Genomic DNA, 19,646 nt, shown 5'->3' with positions numbered 1-19,646 from the left:
GGAGGGGGCGTCCGGTGAGCGCCAGGGACTGGATCGACAAGGACTTCTACCGCGAACTGGGCGTCTCCTCCGACGCCAGTGACGCCGACATCAAGAAGGCGTACCGCAAGCTCGCCCGCGAGCTGCACCCGGACGCCAACCCGGGCAACACCGACGCCGAGGCCCGCTTCAAGGCGGTGTCGGAGGCGTACGGGGTGGTCGGCGACCCGGAGAAGCGCAAGCAGTACGACGAGGCCCGCAGCCTCTTCGGCGGCGGGTTCCGCCCGGGCGGCTTCGGCGGCGCGGGCGGCAACTTCGACTTCTCCGACATCTTCAGCCAGCAGCAGGGGTCGGCGGGCGGCGGCTTCGGCGGCCTCGGCGACCTCTTCGGCAACCTGTTCAGCAGGCGCGGCGGCGGGCCCAGCAGGCCCAGGCGCGGCGCGGACGTGGAGACCGAGGTGCGCATCGACTTCGTCGAGGCGGTCCGCGGCGCCACCGTCCCGCTGCGGCTGACCAGCCCAGCCACCTGCGAGACCTGCCACGGCTCCGGCGCGCGGCCGGGCAGCACGCCCCAGGTGTGCGCCACCTGCGGCGGCGCGGGCCTGGTGAACCGCAGCCAGGGCGCGTTCGCCTTCAGCGAGCCGTGCCGGGACTGCCGGGGCAAGGGCACCGTGGTCACCGACCCGTGCCCGGACTGCGGCGGCGAGGGCGTGGCCACCCGGACCCGCCCGCTGACCGTCCGCATCCCGGCCGGGGTGGAGGACGAGCAGCGCATCCGGCTGGCGGGCCAGGGCGAGCCCGGCCAGCACGGCGCCCAGGCTGGCGACCTGTACGTGCGCGTGCACGTCACCCCGCACCCGGTCTTCGGCCGCAACGGCGACGACCTGACGCTGAAGGTCCCGGTGACCTTCCCGGAACTGGCGCTGGGCACCACGCTGACCGTGCCGACCCTGGACTCCACCGTGAGCCTGCGGGTCGCGCCCGGCACCACGTCCGGCCGCGTGCTCCGCGTGCGCGGCAAGGGCGTCGCCCGGCGCGACGGCCGTGTCGGTGATCTCCTCGTCACCCTCCAGGTCGCCGTCCCGGCCACACTGGACGACGACGCCCGCGCCGCCCTCGAGGCCTACGCGGCGGCGACGGCCGACCACGACCCCCGACCGGACCTCACCGCACTGGTGGAGAAGGCGAGGTAGCCCGTGAACCCCCTGCCCCCCGGAACCGACGAGGACACCCCGTTCTTCGTCATCTCGGTGGCCGCCCAGCTCTCCGGCCTGCACGCCCAGACGCTGCGCAGCTACGACCGCCAGGGCCTGGTGTCCCCCGGCCGCACCCCCGGCGGCGGCCGCCGCTACTCCCTGCGCGACATCGCCCTGCTGCGCGAGGTCCAGCGCCTCTCCCAGGAGGAGGGCGTCAACCTGGCGGGCATCAAGCGCATCATCGACCTGGAGAACGAGGTCGACCGCCTCCAGGGCGTCGTGCAGGCCCTGACGGAGGAACTGGCCGCGGTGCGCGCGGCGGCCGAACAGGCCGCGGCCGCCATCCACCGCTCCTACCGCCACGACCTGGTCCCCGTCCGCCAACAGACCGCCCTCGTCGTCTGGCGCCCGGAGCGGAAGCGCTAGCCGCACCCCGGAAGCGACGACGCGCTTAACAAGAACCCAACATCATCTGCAACCGCGAGGGGCTGAGGGCTGTCGGCGCAGCGGCGCCCCGGCGATGAGCGGCCGGGGCGCCGCGTCCGTCCGCGATCTGCCGCGCGCTTGCGCGCCGATGACGGTCCGCGCGGGTTGTCGAGCGGGAGTCGGGCCCTCTGATCCCGTCGACTTAGGACAGACGAACCGGTCGCGCCTCGTCGGGTGACCGCCTTGCTCGTCCTCGCGGGTGGCGCCAGCCGGGTCAGTCGAGGGTGAACGGGTCGTAGACGATGCGGTCGAGGGGGGTGCCTGCGATGAGCATGCGGGAGACCGTCGCGCGGATCATCGGGGGGGAGCCCGCGATCAGCACCTCGCGGTCGTCCCAGGCGCCGTAGCCGGTCACCACGTCGGCGAGGGTGCCGTGTTCCAGGCCGGGGACCCACTCCTCGCACACGCCGACGACGCTCAGCCACGGGTTGGCGGCGGCGATGTCCTGCAGCAGCGGCAGGTCGTAGAGGTCATCTGGGGTGCGCCCGCCGACGAACAGGTGCACGGCCGGGTTCTCGCCCCACCGCGCCAGGTCCTCGACGATGGCGCGCATCGGCGCGACGCCGGTGCCGCCTGCCACCATCAGCACGTCCGAGTCGGCCGTGCGGTCGACGGCGATGCGGCCCATCGGCGGGCCGATGCGCCACTGGTCGCCCTCGGCGGCGTGGGCGACGAGCGCGCGGCTCACCCAGCCGCCCTCGACCCCGCGCACGTGGAACTCGATGACGCCGTCCTCGCGCGGGGCGTTGGCCGGGGTCAGGTACCGCCACAGCCGGGGGCGCTGCGGGACCTCGACGCTGACGTACTGCCCCGGCAGGTAGGGGATCGGCCGCTCCGGGCGCACCCACACCCTGGCCAGGTCCCACGCCAGGCGCTGGTGGTCGACGACCTCGGCGCGCCAGACCGCGGGGCCGGTGTCCGCGGCCGCCGCGTCGATCATCACCCGGGCGATGATCGTGTACGCCTCGGCCCACGCCCGCTCGATGTCGTCGGTCCAGTGCGGGCCCGCGTACTTCTTCACCGCGGCGATCAGCGCCATGCCGACGGCCTCGAAGTGGTCGGTGGCGACCCCGAACTTGCGGTGGTCGCGGCCGAGCTGGCGCAGGTACGGCACCAGGTCGTCCGGCCGGTCGACCAACTGCACGACGTGCACCAGCGCGCGCAGCAGGCGGGAGCGCTGCACCTGCATGTTCGCCGGGAACATCTCCCGGGTCGCCGGCGCGATCGAGAACAGCATGGCGTAGAAGAACTGGCCGACCTGGTCGATGTGCGGCTCGACCACCGCGAAGCTCTCCCGCACGTGGCGCACCATCGTGACCACCGCGGTGGGGGACTCCGGGTGGCGCCGCAGGGACGGGATCGGGCTGAGCACGGGGTTGGCTGTCATGGTCGGGGTGCTGACTCCACCTCTCGGGCGCCTACCAGCGTGACACCACGCTACTCGAGCAATGATCCCCCGACGGTGTGGACAGTAGACCCATTCCGGGCCGCGCGCCCGTGGCCGCGCGGCGCCGATCCCGATCTCCCTCACCGATCGTCACGCGGTCAGCCGGGGCGCGGCGGCGTCCGGGTGAGCGGGCTCGCGGACGAGGGACGGGCATGACACCGTTTGCGCGTGTTCTCCGATCCTTCCCCAGCCGCAACCGCGCGCCCGAGCGGGGCGTCGCGGTGATGGTCGACGACGACCGGCTGCGGGCCGCGCAGGACCTGGAGCGGGAGCTGTCGAAACTCTTCGGCCGCGCCCGGAGCCTGTCGCTGACCCTGGCCGCCCGGGTGCACCCCGACCTGGACAGCGCCTCCTACGCCCTGCTGCTGCACCTCGGCGACACCGGACCGGTGCGCGCGGCCGAGGTCGTGGAGCGGACGGGGCTGGACAAGTCGACGGTCAGCAGGCAGATCGCCCGGCTGGTGGACCTGGAGCTGGCCGAGCGGGTGGCCGACCCGTCGGACGGGCGGGCGCGGCTGGTGCGGCTCACCGCGTCCGGGGCGGAGCGGCTGGCCAAGGTCCGCGCGGACCGCAGACGGCGGCTGCGCGAGCGGGTCGCGCAGTGGCCGACGGCCGACCTCCGCGAGTTCGCCCGGCTGCTGGCCAGGCTCAACAGCGATTTGTGAACGCTCGGCCGGGTATGGCACCTGCCTGGCGGATACCCGGACCGCGGTTGTCCCCAGCGCTGTGGACAACTTCCTGGGATTTGTGGACAACCCGGATGAGCGTGTGGACAACCGGGTTGCGACATGTGGGTGAGGCGGTGGACAAACGCTCGCGGCGCACGTCACACCGGGCAGAATCAGGTTGAGCGGAACTGACTCAACTTTCCTGACGTTGAGTCAGGTGAGACGACCGCAGCATTGAGGTGGGAGATGGACGCGTTCAACCCGACGACCAAGACCCAGGCCGCCATCAGCGCGGCGGCGCAGGCCGCGGCGGCCGAGGGCAACCCCGACATCGCGCCCGCGCACCTGCTCGGCGCGCTGCTCGCCCAGCCCGACGGCCTGGCGGGCCCGCTGCTGACCGCGGTCGGCGCCGACCCGGAGGTCGTCCGCAAGGAGTTGGAGCCGCTGCTGCGCGCGCTGCCGTCGGCGACCGGGGCGACGGTCTCGTCGCCCTCGCTGTCCCAGCCCGCCCTGCGCGCGATCACCCACGCCCAGAAGCTGGCCACCGAGCTGGGCGACGAGTACGTCTCCACCGAGCACCTGATGGTCGGCCTCGCGGCCGCGGGCGGCGACGTCGCCGAGGTGCTGCGCCGCCGCGGCGCGACCCCGGAGGCGCTGCGCGAGGCGTTCACCAAGGTCCGCGGCTCGGCCAGGGTGACAAGCCCCGACCCCGAGGGCACCTACCAGGCGCTGGAGAAGTACGGCATCGACCTGACCAAGCGCGCCCGCGAGGGCAAGCTCGACCCGGTCATCGGCCGCGACTCCGAGATCCGCCGCGTGGTGCAGGTGCTGTCCCGCCGCACGAAGAACAACCCGGTGCTGATCGGCGAGCCCGGCGTCGGCAAGACCGCGATCGTGGAGGGCCTCGCCCAGCGGATCATCGCCGGTGACGTCCCGGAGTCCCTGCGCGGCAAGCGCGTCGTCGGACTCGACCTCGGCGCGATGGTCGCGGGCGCGAAGTTCCGCGGCGAGTTCGAGGAGCGGCTCAAGGCCGTGCTCAAGGAGATCACCGAGTCCGCTGGCCAGGTCATCACCTTCATCGACGAGCTGCACACCATCGTCGGCGCGGGCGCGACCGGCGAGGGCGCCATGGACGCGGGCAACATGATCAAGCCGATGCTCGCCCGCGGCGAGCTGCGCATGGTCGGCGCGACGACGCTGGACGAGTACCGCCAGCACATCGAGAAGGACCCCGCGCTGGAGCGGCGGTTCCAGCAGGTGCTGGTCGGCGAGCCCTCGGTGGAGGACACCATTGGCATCCTGCGCGGGCTCAAGGAGCGCTACGAGGTCCACCACGGCGTGCGGATCATGGACAGCGCCCTCGTCGCCGCCGCCGACCTGTCCGACCGCTACATCACCGCGCGCTTCCTGCCCGACAAGGCCATCGACCTCGTCGACGAGGCCGCCTCGCGGCTGCGCATGGAGATCGACTCCCGCCCAGTCGAGATCGACGAGGTCGAGCGCGCCGTGCGCCGCCTGGAGATCGAGGAGATGGCGCTGGCCAAGGAGGACGACCCGGCCTCCCGCGAGCGGCTGGGCGCCCTGCGCGCCGAGCTGGCCGAGAAGCGCGAGGCCCTCTCGGCGCTGACCGCGCGCTGGCAGAACGAGAAGGGCTCCATCGACCGCGTCCGCCAGCTCAAGGAGCAGCTGGAGGCCCTGCGCGGGGAGTCGGAGCGCGCCGAGCGCGACGGCGACCTCGGCCGGGCAGCCGAGCTGCGCTACGGCCGCATCCCGGCGCTGGAGAAGGAGCTCGACGCCGCGACGGCGTCCACCCCGCAGCCCGGCGCGGAGCTCATGCTCAAGGAGGAGGTCGGCGCGGACGACATCGCCGAGGTGGTCTCGGCGTGGACGGGCATCCCGGCTGGCCGGATGCTGGAGGGCGAGACCCAGAAGCTGCTGCGCATGGAGGACGCGCTCGGCGGCCGGGTCGTCGGCCAGGCCGAGGCCGTGCGCGCGGTGTCCGACGCGGTCCGCCGCGCGCGGGCGGGCGTGGCCGACCCCGACCGCCCGACCGGCTCGTTCCTGTTCCTCGGCCCGACCGGCGTCGGCAAGACCGAGCTGGCCAAGGCGCTCGCGGAGTTCCTGTTCGACGACGAGCGCGCCATGGTGCGCATCGACATGAGCGAGTACAGCGAGAAGCACTCGGTGGCCCGCCTCGTCGGCGCGCCGCCCGGCTACGTCGGCTACGACCAGGGCGGGCAGCTCACCGAGGCGGTCCGGCGCAGGCCGTACACCGTGGTGCTGCTCGACGAGGTCGAGAAGGCCCACCCCGACGTGTTCGACGTCCTGCTCCAGGTCCTCGACGACGGCAGGCTGACCGACGGCCAGGGCCGCACGGTCGACTTCCGCAACACGATCCTGGTGCTGACCTCCAACCTCGGCTCCCAGGCCATCGCCGACGCCAACCTCGACGAGGCCCAGCGCCGCGACGCGGTGATGTCGGTCGTGCAGCGGCACTTCAAGCCGGAGTTCCTCAACCGGCTCGACGACGTGGTCGTGTTCCACGCGCTGGCCACCGAGGAGCTGACGTCGATCGTGGACATCCAGGTCGCCCGCCTCGGCAAGCGGCTGGCCCAGCGCAGGCTCACGCTCCAGGTCACCCCGTCGGCGCGCGACTGGCTGGCGCTCAACGGCTTCGACCCGGTCTACGGCGCCCGGCCGCTGCGGCGGCTGGTGTCCTCGGCCATCGGCGACCAGCTCGCCAAGAACCTGCTCGCGGGCGACATCCGCGACGGCGACACCGTGTCGGTGGACGTCACCGACGACAACAGCGGGCTCACGGTGACCCGGGCGAGTGGCTGACACCGACGGTAGTGGCTTCGGCACGTAGTGTCGAAGCCACGAAATATGCACCGATCGAGTGAAGCTTAGGCCGTTCGAGTCGAGCTGCTCGGCGCGATAACTCCACTGAGACAGCACCGCCAACCCAGGCGCTGTCACAGGGGAGGAAACCATGTCAGCTGGAACCGAGCGCACCACGGGCACCGACCCGGACCTGGTCAAGGAGATCGACGACATCGAGGACAAGATCCTCGAGGGCGACGATCCCTCGACCAACGGCGGGCCCTACCAACCGCATTCGCCGGAACGCGTGCCCACCGGGGGTCCTTACCAGCCGCACTCGCCCGACCCGGAGCCGACCGGCGGCGCCGAGCAGAAGTAGGACGCCCGGTCCGCGCTGTGCTCTGATGGTCGCGTGCCACAGCCACCCGACGACCCGGTCGGCGTCGCGCGCGATCTGCACCGCAGGGGCAAGGCCGCGGCCTCGGCCAACCGCTATCCGGAGGCGGTCAGGCTGTTGCGCGCGGGCCTGGACGCCCTCGCGGGCGCGGGGCCGGACCGGGTCGACGCCCGGGAAGTGCGGATCCGCCTGCTGATCACGCTGTCCTTCTGCGTGGCCGAGACCCGCGGTCTCGACGAGGGGCTGCGCCAACTGAACACCGCTCGCGACGGGCTCGGCGGACTTCCGCCGGGCCCGTTGCGCGAGGAGCTGGAGAGCCTGGTCAACGGCGTCCAGGGGGTGCTGCTGTTCCGGGTGGGCCGCATCGAGGAGGGCATCGCCTTCGTCGACCTCGACGTGGCCTACCACGAGCGCCGCTTCGCCGCGTCCCCCGGCGATCCGGCGGTGGTCAACTCGCTCGTCGTCACGCTGTCCAACCGGGGCAACGCCTACGGCGAGATCCACCGCTTCGACGAGGCGGCGCGCGACCTCGACCGCGCCGCCGCGCTGGCGAGCCGCTTCGGGATGCCGATGCGCACCGCCATCGCCACGCACGCGCTCGGCAACGCGCTGCAACGCGCGGGGGACATCACCGGGGCGCTGCGCCGGTACGCGGTGGCGGCCAGGATCTTCGCCGACGTCGAGCCGAGCCTGCTCGGGCGGCTGCGCATCGATCAGGCCGAGGCGCTGATCAGCGCGGGCCTGGCCGAGGAGGCGGGCAGGCAGCTCGACTCGGTGCTGCCGGGGCTGCGCGCCCAGCGCGCGGGCCAGGACATCGCCGAGGCCGAGCTGTACCGGGCCATCGCCGCGCTGCACGAAGGCGACCTCGCCCTCGCGCAGCGGCTCGCCGGGGCCGCGCGGCGCAGGCTGGTCCGCAGGGGCAGCCCGGGCTGGGCGGCGATCGCGGCGCTGGTGACCCTGCGCGCGCGGGCGCAGCGCCCCGGCCGCCCACCGGCGGGCCTGGTGCGGCAGGTGGCGGCGCTGGCGGCCGAGCTGGGCGCGCTCCGGCTCGACGGCCACGCCGCGTTCGCGCAGACGCTGGCCGCCCTGCTGCACGTGCGCCGCGGCGAGACCGGGGACGCCGTCGCGGCGCTGCGCGCGGTGCCGTCGCGGCGGCGGCTCGGCCCGATCGACCACCAGATGCTGCTGCGGCTGACCCGCGCCGAACTCGCCCTGGCGCAGGGCGACCAGCGGGCCGCGCTGGCCCAGGCCAGGACCGGCCTGGCCGAGCTGGGGCGCATCCGGGACCGCTTCGGCGGGCTCGACCTGCTCTCCGGCACCTCCGCGCACGGCCGCGAACTCGGCGAGCTGGCGATCCGGCAGGTGCTCAGCGGCGCGGACTCGCCCGCGAACGCCCGGCGGCTGTTCACCTGGCTGGAGCGCACCAGGGCCCAGCTCTACCGGTACGACCCGGTCGAATCCACAATGGACGGCGAGTTCGCCGAGCGGATCGCCGAGCTGCGCGTGCTGAACCGGGCGCTGCTGCGCGCCCGCCTCGACGGCCTGCCGACCGCCGACCTGGCCGCCCGCTGCGCCGCGGGCAGGCAGGCGGCGATGCAGCTGGAGTGGTCGGCGGGGCCGTGGGGCACGCCGCGCCCAGTCGCCACCGCCGACGAGGTGCTGGCCCGCCTCGGCGACCGCGCCCTGGTCGACTTCGCCGCGTCCGACGGGGCGCTGGTGGCCGTGGTCCTGGCGGGCGGGCGGGTGCGGATGGTCCGCATCGGCGGGCTGGCCGAGGCCACCGAGTCCGCGCGCAGGCTGCACGCCGACCTCAACGCGCTGGCCCCCGACCAGCTGCCCGCCCCGCTCGCCGCGGTCGTCACCGCGTCCGCGCGCCGCGAGGCGGTCAGGCTGGACGACGCGCTGCTGCGCCCGCTGCGCGGGCTGATCGGCGACCGCGACCTGGTGGTGGTGCCCACGGGCGTGCTGCACGTGGTGCCGTGGGGCGTGCTGCCGACCTGCGCGGGCCGTCCGACCACGGTCGCGCCGTCGGCCACCGCTTGGCTCTCGGCCTGCAGACCGGACAAGGGCAGCGGCGTGCTGCTGGTGCGCGGCCCCGAGCTGACCGCGGCGCCGGGCGAGATCGACCGGCTCGCGGTCCTGCACCGGAACGCGAAGGTGCTCGACGAGGACGAGGCGACCGTCGACCGCGTCCTGTCGATGCTCGACGGCGCCGCGCTCGCCCACATCGCCGCCCACGGCGAGCACGAGCCGGAGAACGCCCTGTTCTCCCGGCTGGAACTGGTCGACGGCGCGCTGTTCGCCCACGAGCTGGGCAGGCTCCAGCGCACGCCCGACCACGTCGTCCTCGCGGCCTGCGAGCTGGCGCTCAACCGCGTCCGCCCCGGCGACGAGCCGCTCGGCTTCGCGGGCGCGCTGCTGGCGGGCGGCGCGCGCACGGTCATCGCCGCGTCGAGCCGGGTGGGCGACCGCTCGGCCGCCGCCGCGATGGCCGACTACCACCGGGCGCTGACCGGGGGCGCGGCCCCCGCCCTCGCCCTCGCCGAGTCCGTCGCCGTCGACCCGCTGCGCAGGCCGTTCGTCTGCGTGGGCTCCGGCGACTGACCGGGCGCGGGTTCGGTGTCACAGGCGCGTTGACCCCGGTTCGTCGGGGGTACCTGCCACGATGGGGTGACGGACGTCCGGCGAGGGAAGGCGGCGTGGTGACTGTTCCGCTGTTCGGCGAGACCGCCCCGGAGGCCGACTCCCCACCGCCCGCGGGCGTGCCCGGCGAGCAGTGGGCGGCGGGCCAGTTCCGCGGCCGCGCGCTGCGCATCGGCCGCAACCGCACCGTCCACCGGGTGTCCTTCCTGCCCGACGAGCGCGGCGTGGAGATCCCCGCGCCGGACTGCCACACGGGCTACTTCGCCGTCGGCAGGCCGTGGTGGCGCGTCTACACACCGACCACCGACCGCGTCGACTGCGGCCTCTGCCTCAACGGCCACCGCGGCCGGTCCGGCCCGGAGTCGCCCGAGGCGCAACTGGCCCTGCCCCTCGACACCGTCCCCGGCTGACCCGCACCGGGCAACCGGCCGGGCCTACCGCCCAGTCAGGACGCCCCGAGTGACCGGGCTGGACCTACCTCGGCGCCGGGATCGCGGCGGAGCCGGTGCTCTTGCCGACCAGGTGGAGCACCGCGTTGCGCATGGCGCCCGGGGCGGACTCGCGGCTGACCGAGCGGTGGAGGTCGGCGGCGACGGCGGCCATCAGGGTGTGGGCCAGTGCCCTCGGGTCGGCGGGCGCCCTGGCCTCGACCAGGAGGCGGGCGACGTGGTGGTGCCAGTAGCGGTACGGCTCGGCCCGGTAGCGGGCGCCCGGCTTGGCCGTCTCCGCGATCCGCATCAGGTCCAGGTTCGCCGTCAGGAACGCCAGGTACGCGTCGAAGAACGCGACCAGGCGCTCGGTGGCGGGGGCGCCCGGGCCCAGCGGGGCCTCGCCCGTCGTGACCCGCAGGTACAGGTTGCGCTCCGCCTCGGCCAGCAGGGATCTCGCCAGGCCCGCCTTGTCGCCGAAGCGGCGGAAGAGGGTGCCCTTGCCGACGCCCGCCGCGGTGGCGACGTCGTCCATGGTCACCGCGTCCGCGCCGTGGCGCTCCACCAGGAGGCGGGCCGCGGTCAGGATGCGTCGGCGGTTCCGCGCGGCGTCCGCGCGCTCTTTGGTGGTCATGCGTACCTCACCGTGACGTCGCCACTGCTGGTGGACAGATCGATGGCGGTCGTCGCCGCCGCGTCGTGCTGGACGTCGCAGTCGATGTCCCCGCTGCCGACCTCCACGCTCACCCGGTACCGCCCCCTCGGCACAGTCACGTCCACCCGGCCGCTGGTGGCGTGGGCGCGGACGTCGACGGGCTCGGCGACGCCGATGGCCACGTCCCCCGACGTGGCCTCGACGTCCACCGCTCCCCCCACCCCGGTCACCGTCACCGTCCCCGACGACGATCGGACGCTGGCGTCCCCCGCGACGCCGCGCAGGTCCACGTCCCCCGACTGGACCAGGACCGAGGCGTTCTCCCCCACATCGGACAGGTCGACCCGACCGGAGTTGGCCTCGACCGAGGCCGCTCCGGACACCCCCCGCACGGTCACGTCCCCCGACGACGACCGCAGGTCGACCGACTCCGCCTCCTCGACCGTCACGTCCCCCGACGCGACGTCCCCCGCGAGCCGGTACCCCTGCGGGACGACCACCTCGTAGTCGATCCAGCAGTTGTTCTGCCCGCAGCCCTCCAGGATCAGCGCGTCGCCCTCGACCCGGTGCGTCGCACCGGGCTTCTCGTCGAGGTAGTGCACCGTGCGGCGCACCGACGACGTCGCGCCGACCCGGATGGTCACGTCCCCCGCGTCCTGGGCCAGGCGCACCGTGGTGACGCCCGGCCCGAGGTCGGCGCTCTCGCTGAACTCCCGGGTGGCCAGCCCGCACCCGGTGGCCAGCGTCGCCGCCAGCCCCGCCGCGGTGATCCCCGCCAGCACCCTCATCGCTCCCCCTCTGCCCCGCCGGAGGCGCCGACGGCGCCCCCGGAGTCCATCGCCCCACCCGAGCGGGTGGCGCAACCGGACCGAACACGCAGAACGCTATGGCCGCCGACGGCCCCCGGACATCAGGGACGCCCCCGACCTGACCCGGAGGTTCCCCCTACCGCCATCCGGAGGCTACGGACCGCGGTCCCGATCGCACGTCAGCCCGAAGTCGCACATCGCACCCGACTTTCGCCGTATGCCGGTGTCAGCGCAGGGGCGCGAGCAGGGCCTCCACGACGGGCAGCAGTTCGGCCGCGGTCGGCGGCTCGTCGTCGATCAGGCCCTGCAGGAGCAGGCCGTCGACGCCGGAGAGGAACGCGCGGAAGCCGACCTCGTCGGGATTGCGGGCCAGGCTGGTGAGCACGTCGAGCCACCGTCGCGCGGCCGGGCGCAGCGCGGGGCGGCGGGCGGCCAGCAGGTACAGCTCGTACTCGGCCATCGTGCGGCCCCGGCGCGGGCCGACGGCCTCGGCGAGCATGTGCGCGACCGCGGCCGCCGGGCTCGCGCCCTTGATCCGGCTCGACTCGATCGAGTCGCGGATGTCGGCGGCCATGTTCTCCGCCGACGAGGTGAGGGTGGCCACGAGCAGGTCGTCGAGGCTGGCGAAGTGGTAGGTCGTCGAGGTCGTGGGTACGCCCGCCTCGGCGGCGACGCTGCGGTGGGTGACCCCGGAGACGCCGTCGCGCTCGATCACCCGCAGGGCGGCGTCGATCAGCTCGGCCCTGCGGCGCTCGCCGCGGACCCGGCGGCCGTCGGCGCGGGGCCTGGTCACCGGGCGAAGTGTGGCCGGGGCGAGCAAGATTGGTTCGCCATACGCGCAATTTAGCTGAACAATCGTCCCAATACCCTGGAGGTGTGCGCCACACTTGGCCGTCTTAGGCTTCTCTAACCCGGTTACTGACGAGTAAGAAGGACCCACCCGAACGGAAGGTCGTCACCACCATGGGCGCGGTGCAGTTGACCCTCGGGCTGATCGCGGTCGCGGTCAGCCTCGTGGCCTGGAGCATGTTCGTGCGCACCGTCGCGCGGATGGTCGCCGTGGTGCGGCTCGGCCAGCCCGACGCGACCCGCAACGGCCCCTTCGTGCCGCGGATGCGGACGCTGATCAAGGAGTTCGCCGCGCACACGCGGATGAACAAGTTCCGGCACGTCGGCTGGGCGCACTGGCTGGTCATGTGGGGCTTCCTCGTCGGGTCCGCGGCGCTGTTCGAGGCCTACGGCGAGGTCTTCGTCCCCACCTGGGGCTGGCCGGTCCTCGACCACTGGAACCTGTGGCACCTGCTGATGGAGCTGCTCGGCGTGGGCACGATCATCGGCGGTCTCGCGCTGGTGGTCATCCGCCAGCGCAACCACCCGCGCCGGGCGGACCGGCAGTCGCGGTTCCAGGGCTCGAACTTCTGGCAGGCGTACTTCGTCGAGTTCGTGGTGATCTTCGAGGGCATCGGCATCCTCGGCGTGCGCGCGGCCAAGGCCGCGATGGGCGCGCACGAGCTGCCGACCTGGGCGGCGTTCGTGTCCAACCCGCTCGGCCAGATCCTGCCCGCCAGCCCCGACCTGGTGTCGGTGCTGGCCTTCATCAAGCTCATGGGCGCGATGGTGTGGGTCTACGTCGTCGCCAAGTACATGACGATGGGCGTGGCCTGGCACCGGTTCAGCGCCTTCTTCAACATCTACTTCAAGCGCGAGGCCGACGGCGGCGTCGCGCTCGGCGCGCTCAAGCCGATGACCTCCGGCGGCAAGCCGCTGGACTTCGAGGAGGCCGACCCGGAGAAGGACGTCTTCGGCGCTGGCAAGGTCGAGGACTTCTCCTGGAAGGGCTGGCTGGACTTCACCACGTGCACCGAGTGCGGCCGCTGCCAGTCGCAGTGCCCGGCGTGGAACACCGGCAAGCCGCTGTCGCCGAAGCTGGTCATCACCCAGCTGCGCGACCACGCCTACGCCAAGGCGCCGTACCTGCTGGCGGGCGGCAAGAAGGACATGGCCGGTGACGAGGTCGGGCTGACCGGGGACAACCCGTACGCGGGCATCGACGTGCTGGCCATCGCCGAGGCGGAGCGGGCGCTGATCGGCGGGGTGGACGAGAACGGCGTCATCGACCCCGAGGTCCTGTGGTCCTGCACCACCTGCGGCGCGTGCGTCGAGCAGTGCCCGGTGGACATCGAGCACGTCGACCACATCGTCGACATGCGCCGCTACCAGGTGCTGATCGAGTCGAACTTCCCGTCCGAGCTGGGCGGCATGTTCAAGAACCTGGAGAACAAGGGCAACCCCTGGGGCCAGAACGCCAAGGACCGCCTGGCATGGACCGACGACCTCGACTTCGAGGTCCCGGTGTTCGACGGCGAGCTGGCCGGGGACGTCGAGTACCTGTTCTGGGTCGGCTGCGCAGGCGCGTTCGAGGACCGCGCCAAGAAGACCACCCGCGCCGTCGCCGAACTGCTGCACGTGGCCGGGGTGTCCTATGTGGTCCTCGGACCCGAGGAGACCTGCACCGGCGACCCGGCCCGCCGCGCGGGCAACGAGTTCCTGTTCCAGATGTTGGCGCAGCAGAACGTCGAGGTCATCAACACGGTGTTCGAGGGCCGCGCGCCCGGCAAGCGCAAGATCGTGGCCACCTGCGCCCACTGCTTCAACACGCTGGCCAACGAGTACCCGTCGCTGGGCGGGCAGTACGAGGTCGTGCACCACACGCAGCTGCTGAACCGCCTGGTCCGCGAGCGCCGCCTGGTCCCGGTGGCCCCCGTCGCCGAGGACATCACCTACCACGACCCGTGCTACCTCGGGCGCCACAACAAGGTGTACGAGGCCCCGCGCGAGCTGGTCGGGGCGGCGGGCGCGAACCTGCGCGAGATGCCCAGGCACGCCGACCGCTCCATGTGCTGCGGCGCCGGTGGCGCCCGCATGTGGATGGAGGAGCGCATCGGCAAGCGCATCAACGTCGAGCGCGTCGACGAGGCGCTGGGCACCGCACCGTCGAAGATCGCCACCGGCTGCCCGTTCTGCCGGGTCATGCTGACCGACGGCGTGACCGCCCGGCAGGCCGACGGCCTCGCGGGCGAGCACGTCGAGGTCGTGGACGTCGCCCAGCTCCTGCTGAGCGCGGTGAAGCGCGGCCTCCCGGAGCCCGCCGACACCCCGACCGACGAGAAGCCCACCGGCACCCCGCTGCCGGACGAGGACAAGTCGCCCAGCACGAGCGCCTAGCCCGACCCAGTCCCCAGCCCAGGTCCGCCGCAACCCGGCGGGCCTGGGCTGTTTCATCCCGGCGGGCGAGGAGCGCCTAAAGCGCTGAGGTCAACTGTGGGGCCTCGCGCGTCAGGACCTCGCGGTCGGCCGTGGAGTCGGTCTTGCGGTCACACCTCGCGGGTTCGCCCTCAGGGCGGGGCGCGTGGAATGCTCGGTCCGGTGAACCCAGCGGCCACCCTGCCTCCCCGACGGACGGTCCGGCGGCTCGCCGCCCTGCTCGGCGGGAGCGCGGCGCTCGCCGCCTGCGCGAGTCCCGCGCCGGTCCCGCCCCCTCCGCCGCCGCCACCCGCGCCGACCAGCGCGGTCGCCGCGTGTCCCGAGTCGGGGGTCGAGATCACCGCGGGCGAGGTCGAGAGCGCGATGGGGCTGCGGGCGCTCGGCATCCTGCTGACCAACTGCGGGACCGACGACTTCACCGTCAACGGCTATCCGGTGGTCCGGGTGCTGGACGCGGACCACCGGCCGCTCGACGTCACCGTCGGCACCGGCTCGGCCCCGGTGAGCGCGCCGGACGCCTACGACGTCCCGCCGGAGCCGGTGACCCTGCGGCCCGGCGACCACGTGACGGCGCGGGTGCTCTGGCGCAACACGGTCGACTCGACCGCTCCCGCCACCCAGGGCCACTTCCTGGAGGTCGCCCCGGCCGAGGGGGAGCCCGCCCAGCTCCTCGCCCCGGACGGCGGGATCGACCTTGGCACCACGGGCAGGCTCGCGGTGAACGCCTGGGCCGACCGCTCCTGATCTCAACTAACGGGAATCACATTCCGTAATCCGGGATCGCTTAGCTAGCGTAAGTTTCATGACGCAGCGGTGGGTGATCCTCGGTGTCGCGGTCGCCGCGCAGGCAGCCATGAGCGCGCTCGTCTACGGGCCGCCGTTCCTGCTGCCGATGATCCAGGCCGAGGAGCGGATCTCCCTGCCCGGCGCCAGCCTGCTCGTCGCCGCGCCGATGCTGGGGATGCTGCTGACCATGATCCTGTGGGGCGCGCTCGCCGACCGGTTCGGGGAGCGCGTGGTGATGACCGTCGGGATGCTCGGCAGCGCGGCGGCCGGGTTCGCGGCCGCGGTCGTCCCCGGGCTCGTCGGGCTGGGTGTGGCGCTGGCCGTCGCCGGGCTGTTCAGCGCGTCGATCAGCGCGGCCAGCGGGCGGGCTGTGCTCGGGTGGTTCGACGTCCGCGAGCGCGGGCTGGCGATGGGGATCCGGCAGACGTGCACGCCCATCGGCGTCGGCATCGCGGCGGTGTCGCTGCCGCTGGCGGCGGGCGCGGGCGGATACCGGGTCGCGCTCGTCGTCCCCTCGGCGCTGTGCCTGCTCGCGGGCATCGCGGTCGCCGCGCTGCTGCGGAACCCGCCCAGGAGCGGCACGCGCGAGGTCGGCGCGACCGGCTCGCCCTACCGGCAGGCGCGGCTGTGGCGGGTGCACGCCGCCAGCGCGCTGCTCGTGGGGCCGCAGTTCATCGCGAGCACGTTCGCCTTGCAGTACCTGGAATCCGAGCAGGGGTGGGACCCGGTCGCCGCGGGGGCGGTGATCGCGGTGGTCAACATCATCGGGGCCGGGGCGCGGATCGTGGCGGGGATCTGGTCGGACCGGGCGGGCAGCCGGATGCGCCCGATGCGCGCGATCGCGGCGCTCGCCGCGCTGTCGCTGCTCGTCTGGGCCCTCGGCGACGCCGTCGCGGGCTGGCTGGCGCTGGTCGGGCTCACGGCGACGCTCGTCGTGTCCGTGATGGACAACGGGCTCGGCTTCACCGCGTCCGCCGAGCTGGCCGGGCCCTCCTGGGCCGGTCGCGCGATCGGCGTGCAGAACACCGGGCAGGGCGTGGTCGGGCTGGCGGTCGTGCCGGTGTTCGCCGTCGTCGTCACCGCCCTGCCCTGGCCGTGGGCGCTGGCCCTCGCCGCCGCCATGCCGATCGCGGCCGCCGCGGCGACGCCCGTGCGCGGCGAGGTCCTCGGCCGTCCGGTTCCCGCCCGAACGTGACGGCGGGTCCGATCGGCCGAGCGGACAGCGGCGATCGGACGGGGGTGTTCCTCGCCACACCGGCGTCCGGCGCGGCGCCAATGGTCGGACGAAACCCAGCGAAACCGGAACAGCATGTCACAACGTGCTGGGAGCGCTCCCAAATTGGGTGGCAGCTCAGCACTGCGTTCGGGTGAACGCGAGCGGGTCACCAGGCAACTTCGCGTCCTTATGGTGGTTGAGCCATTGACGGTCGCTGACATTCCCTGTCAAGATCTGTGAGAGCGCTCCCAGAAGCGCCTCCCGTCCGGGCGAAAGGTGCGAACTTCCCATGACCGACCACGATGGCGCCGACCTGCTCGGCTTCCCGGCCGACTTCCGCTGGGGCGCGGCCACCTCGGCCTACCAGATCGAAGGCGCCGTCGCCGAGGGCGGACGCAAGCCCTCCATCTGGGACACCTTCGCCCGCACCCCGGGCAAGGTCGCGGGCGGGGAGACCGGCGACATCGCCGTCGAGCACTACAAGCGCTTCCCGGAGGACGTCGCGCTGATGGCCGACCTCGGCCTGCGCGCCTACCGCTTCTCGTTGTCCTGGGCCAGGTTCCAGCCCGACGGCCGGGGCCCGGCCAACCCCGAGGCGGTCTCCTTCTACCGCAGGCTCCTGGAATGCCTGCACGAGAACGGGATCGAGCCCGTCGCCACGCTCTACCACTGGGACCTGCCGCAGGCCCTCGAGGAAGAGGGCGGCTGGCTCAACCGCAACACCGCCTACCGCTTCGCCGAATACGCCGAGCTCGCCAAGCAGGCCCTCGGCGACCTCGTGCAGACCTGGGTGACGGTCAACGAGCCCTGGTGCGCGGCGTTCCTGGGCTACAGCAGCGGGATCCACGCCCCCGGCGTGCAGGACCCGCCCGCGTCGCTGCGCGCCGCGCACCACCTGCTGCTCGCGCACGGCCTGGCCAACCAGCGGCTCAAGACCGGCCCGCACCCCGCCCAGGTCGGCCTGGCGCCCAACTTCTACCCCGTCGACCCGCTGACGGACTCGCCCGCCGACGCCGACGCCGCTGCCCGCATCGACCTGCTGCAGAACCGGCTGTTCCTGGAGCCGGTGATGAAGGGCGGCTACCCCGACGACGTCCGCGCGCACTTCGCGGCGGTGTGCGGCACCGAGCACATCCGGCCCGGCGACGAGGAGATCATCGGCGAGCCGATCGACTTCGTCGGCGTCAACTACTACAGCGTCTACCAGGTCAGCGCGGGCACGGCCGACGGCGAGCCCACGTCGTGGCCGGGCGCGGAGGACGTGCGGTTCCACCGCTACAACGAGCGCACCACACACATCGGGTGGGACGTCGCGCCGGACGGGCTGCTGCGCACCCTGGAGCGGATCGGCAAGGAGTACCCCGGGCTGCCGATCTACATCACCGAGAACGGCGCGGCCTACGACGACAAGGCCGACGAGAACGGCTTCGTCCAGGACGACGACCGGGTCGCCTTCCTCCGCGACCACTTCGCCGCCGTGCACACCGCGCTGCAGCGCGGTGTCGACGTGCGCGGCTACTTCCTCTGGTCGCTGATGGACAACTTCGAGTGGGCCGAGGGCTACGGCATGCGCTTCGGGATCGTCCACGTCGACTACGAGACCCAGCGCCGGACCCGCAAGGCCAGCGCCGACTTCTACGCCGAGGTGATCCGCGCGAACGGCGTGCGGGCCTGACCCGGCGGAACCGGAAGGACCAGGCAGTTGGCACCCGTCCCGTTACCCGCCCCGCGCCGCATCGGCACGGCGCACGTCGACAAGAGCCTCGACTTGGTGGGCAAGCTCTACCAGCGGTCCATCCACCCGTCCGTGCGCGTGGTCGCGGACGGCGGGCGGCTGGCCGCGCCGCTGGTGGTCGACCTCGACCCCACGACCCTGTGCGACCTGGCCTGCCCGGAGTGCATCAGCTCCGGCGTGCTGCACACCGGGCAGTTCCGGGGCGACCGGATCACCGCGCTGGCGGGCGAGCTCGTCGCGGCCGGGGTCAGGGCGGTGATCCTCATCGGCGGCGGCGAGCCGCTGATGCACCGCGCGATCGGCGCCGTGATCCGGACCCTGCACGACGGCGGCGTCCAGCTCGGCCTCGTCACCAACGGCACGCTGATCGGCCGCTACCTCGACGAGATCGCCGGGATGGTGTCCTGGGTGCGGGTCTCCCTCGACGCCGCGACCGCGCCGACGTACGACCGGTTCCGCCCGAGCAGGCGCAGGACCAGCGTGTTCCCGCTGGTGATCGACAACATGCGCAGGCTCGCCGAGCGCAAGGCGGGCAGGCTGGGGTACTCGTTCCTGCTGATGCAGCGCTTCGCTGAGGACGGCAGCGTCACCGACACCAACTACGACGAGGTGTACGAGGCGGGCGCGCTGGCCAAGGACATCGGCTGCGACTACTTCGAGATGAAGGCGATGCTGGACGCCGACCACTTCACGGTCAACCAGCGCGCCGAGGACATCGAGCTGGTCGAGCGGCAGCTGGAGAAGCTGCGCGACCTGGAGGACGACTCCTTCCGCCTGCTCGGCTCCTCCAACTGGGCCGCCGTCCGCGCTGGCGACGACCCGGTGCAGCCCAAGGGATACCGGACCTGCGCGACCGCCGAGCTGCGCACGACGATCACCCCGAACGGCGTGTACGTCTGCCCGTACCACCGGGGCAACGAGCGCGGCCGGATCGGCGACCTCGCCGACCAGCCGTTCGACCGGATGTGGGCGGCGGCCGACACCACGGTGATCGACCCCAGCGCGGACTGCCGGTTCGTCTGCGCCCGGCACCCCACGAACCTCGCCGTCGCCGACCTCGGCGACGCCGGGGTCGTGGACGACTTCGACCCCTTCATCTAGGCCACTCAGGCGG

Annotated in this window: 16 protein-coding genes; 12 read left to right on the top strand and 4 right to left on the bottom strand. The window is 73.2% G+C overall.

Annotated features, from left to right (window positions below; translation table 11 throughout):
• Positions 1-14: 14 nt before the first annotated feature.
• Both dnaJ and Actkin_RS31495 read left to right on the top strand, forming a co-directional pair.
• Positions 15-1,172, top strand: a complete 1,158-nt coding sequence (gene dnaJ, locus Actkin_RS31500) for a molecular chaperone DnaJ (protein WP_189209191.1) — start codon at positions 15-17, stop codon at positions 1,170-1,172.
• 3 nt (positions 1,173-1,175) lie between these two features.
• A complete protein-coding gene (locus Actkin_RS31495) occupies positions 1,176-1,601 on the top strand; it encodes a heat shock protein transcriptional repressor HspR (RefSeq protein WP_189209192.1) in 426 nt (141 codons plus the stop codon).
• A 274-nt stretch (positions 1,602-1,875) separates the two neighbouring features.
• On the opposite strand, the gene Actkin_RS31490 is transcribed toward Actkin_RS31495, so the two are convergent.
• Entirely contained in the window at positions 1,876-3,048 is a 1,173-nt protein-coding gene (locus Actkin_RS31490) for a globin domain-containing protein (protein ID WP_396122908.1), read from the bottom strand.
• A 212-nt stretch (positions 3,049-3,260) separates the two neighbouring features.
• Between Actkin_RS31490 and Actkin_RS31485 the strand changes: the two genes are divergently transcribed.
• The 5 genes from Actkin_RS31485 to Actkin_RS31465 all read left to right on the top strand — a co-directional run bounded on the left by Actkin_RS31485 (position 3,261) and on the right by Actkin_RS31465 (position 10,049).
• On the top strand, positions 3,261-3,773 hold the full coding sequence (locus Actkin_RS31485; protein ID WP_229786612.1) for a MarR family winged helix-turn-helix transcriptional regulator: 513 nt from the start codon (positions 3,261-3,263) through the stop codon (positions 3,771-3,773).
• Between the two features lie 249 nt (positions 3,774-4,022).
• Positions 4,023-6,617: an ATP-dependent chaperone ClpB gene (gene clpB / locus Actkin_RS31480; RefSeq protein WP_258905262.1), complete on the top strand. Its 2,595-nt coding sequence runs from the start codon at positions 4,023-4,025 to the stop codon at positions 6,615-6,617.
• A 151-nt stretch (positions 6,618-6,768) separates the two neighbouring features.
• A complete protein-coding gene (locus tag Actkin_RS31475; RefSeq protein ID WP_189209194.1) occupies positions 6,769-6,978 on the top strand; it encodes a hypothetical protein in 210 nt (69 codons plus the stop codon).
• A 33-nt stretch (positions 6,979-7,011) separates the two neighbouring features.
• Entirely contained in the window at positions 7,012-9,600 is a 2,589-nt protein-coding gene (locus Actkin_RS31470; protein ID WP_189209195.1) for a CHAT domain-containing protein, read from the top strand.
• 98 nt (positions 9,601-9,698) lie between these two features.
• Positions 9,699-10,049 (top strand): hypothetical protein, encoded by a 351-nt coding sequence (locus Actkin_RS31465; RefSeq protein WP_258905261.1) that lies wholly within the window; start codon positions 9,699-9,701, stop codon positions 10,047-10,049.
• A gap of 64 nt (positions 10,050-10,113) precedes the next feature.
• On the opposite strand, the gene Actkin_RS31460 is transcribed toward Actkin_RS31465, so the two are convergent.
• The 3 genes from Actkin_RS31460 to Actkin_RS31450 form a co-directional block, all read right to left on the bottom strand.
• Positions 10,114-10,701, bottom strand: a complete 588-nt coding sequence (locus tag Actkin_RS31460; protein WP_189209197.1) for a TetR/AcrR family transcriptional regulator — start codon at positions 10,699-10,701, stop codon at positions 10,114-10,116.
• Positions 10,698-11,510 (bottom strand): DUF4097 family beta strand repeat-containing protein, encoded by an 813-nt coding sequence (locus Actkin_RS31455; RefSeq protein ID WP_189209198.1) that lies wholly within the window; start codon positions 11,508-11,510, stop codon positions 10,698-10,700. Before Actkin_RS31455 ends, Actkin_RS31460 begins: the two co-directional genes overlap by 4 nt.
• A gap of 247 nt (positions 11,511-11,757) precedes the next feature.
• Positions 11,758-12,324, bottom strand: coding sequence for a TetR/AcrR family transcriptional regulator (locus tag Actkin_RS31450; protein WP_189209199.1), 567 nt, complete (start codon positions 12,322-12,324; stop codon positions 11,758-11,760).
• A 170-nt stretch (positions 12,325-12,494) separates the two neighbouring features.
• On the opposite strand from Actkin_RS31450, the gene Actkin_RS31445 reads away from it, so the two are divergent.
• From Actkin_RS31445 to Actkin_RS31425, 5 genes are all read left to right on the top strand, one after another.
• Positions 12,495-14,756 carry a (Fe-S)-binding protein gene (locus tag Actkin_RS31445; protein WP_258905260.1) on the top strand — a complete coding sequence of 754 codons (2,262 nt, stop codon included), beginning with the start codon at positions 12,495-12,497 and terminating at the stop codon, positions 14,754-14,756.
• A 201-nt stretch (positions 14,757-14,957) separates the two neighbouring features.
• Positions 14,958-15,539 carry a DUF4232 domain-containing protein gene (locus Actkin_RS31440; protein ID WP_229786614.1) on the top strand — a complete coding sequence of 194 codons (582 nt, stop codon included), beginning with the start codon at positions 14,958-14,960 and terminating at the stop codon, positions 15,537-15,539.
• 58 nt (positions 15,540-15,597) lie between these two features.
• Positions 15,598-16,776: an MFS transporter gene (locus Actkin_RS31435; RefSeq protein WP_258905259.1), complete on the top strand. Its 1,179-nt coding sequence runs from the start codon at positions 15,598-15,600 to the stop codon at positions 16,774-16,776.
• 310 nt (positions 16,777-17,086) lie between these two features.
• Positions 17,087-18,472, top strand: coding sequence for a GH1 family beta-glucosidase (locus Actkin_RS31430; RefSeq protein WP_189209203.1), 1,386 nt, complete (start codon positions 17,087-17,089; stop codon positions 18,470-18,472).
• A 27-nt stretch (positions 18,473-18,499) separates the two neighbouring features.
• Positions 18,500-19,633 (top strand): radical SAM protein, encoded by a 1,134-nt coding sequence (locus Actkin_RS31425; protein WP_258905258.1) that lies wholly within the window; start codon positions 18,500-18,502, stop codon positions 19,631-19,633.
• The last annotated feature ends 13 nt before the right edge of the window (positions 19,634-19,646 follow it).

This window comes from Actinokineospora sp. UTMC 2448, from assembly GCF_024760565.1.
In the GTDB taxonomy this organism is placed as follows: Bacteria; Actinomycetota; Actinomycetes; order Mycobacteriales; family Pseudonocardiaceae; genus Actinokineospora; species Actinokineospora fastidiosa.
The sequence above is the reverse complement of the archived record's forward strand: the minus strand, read 5'-3'. Positions and strand labels throughout refer to the sequence as shown.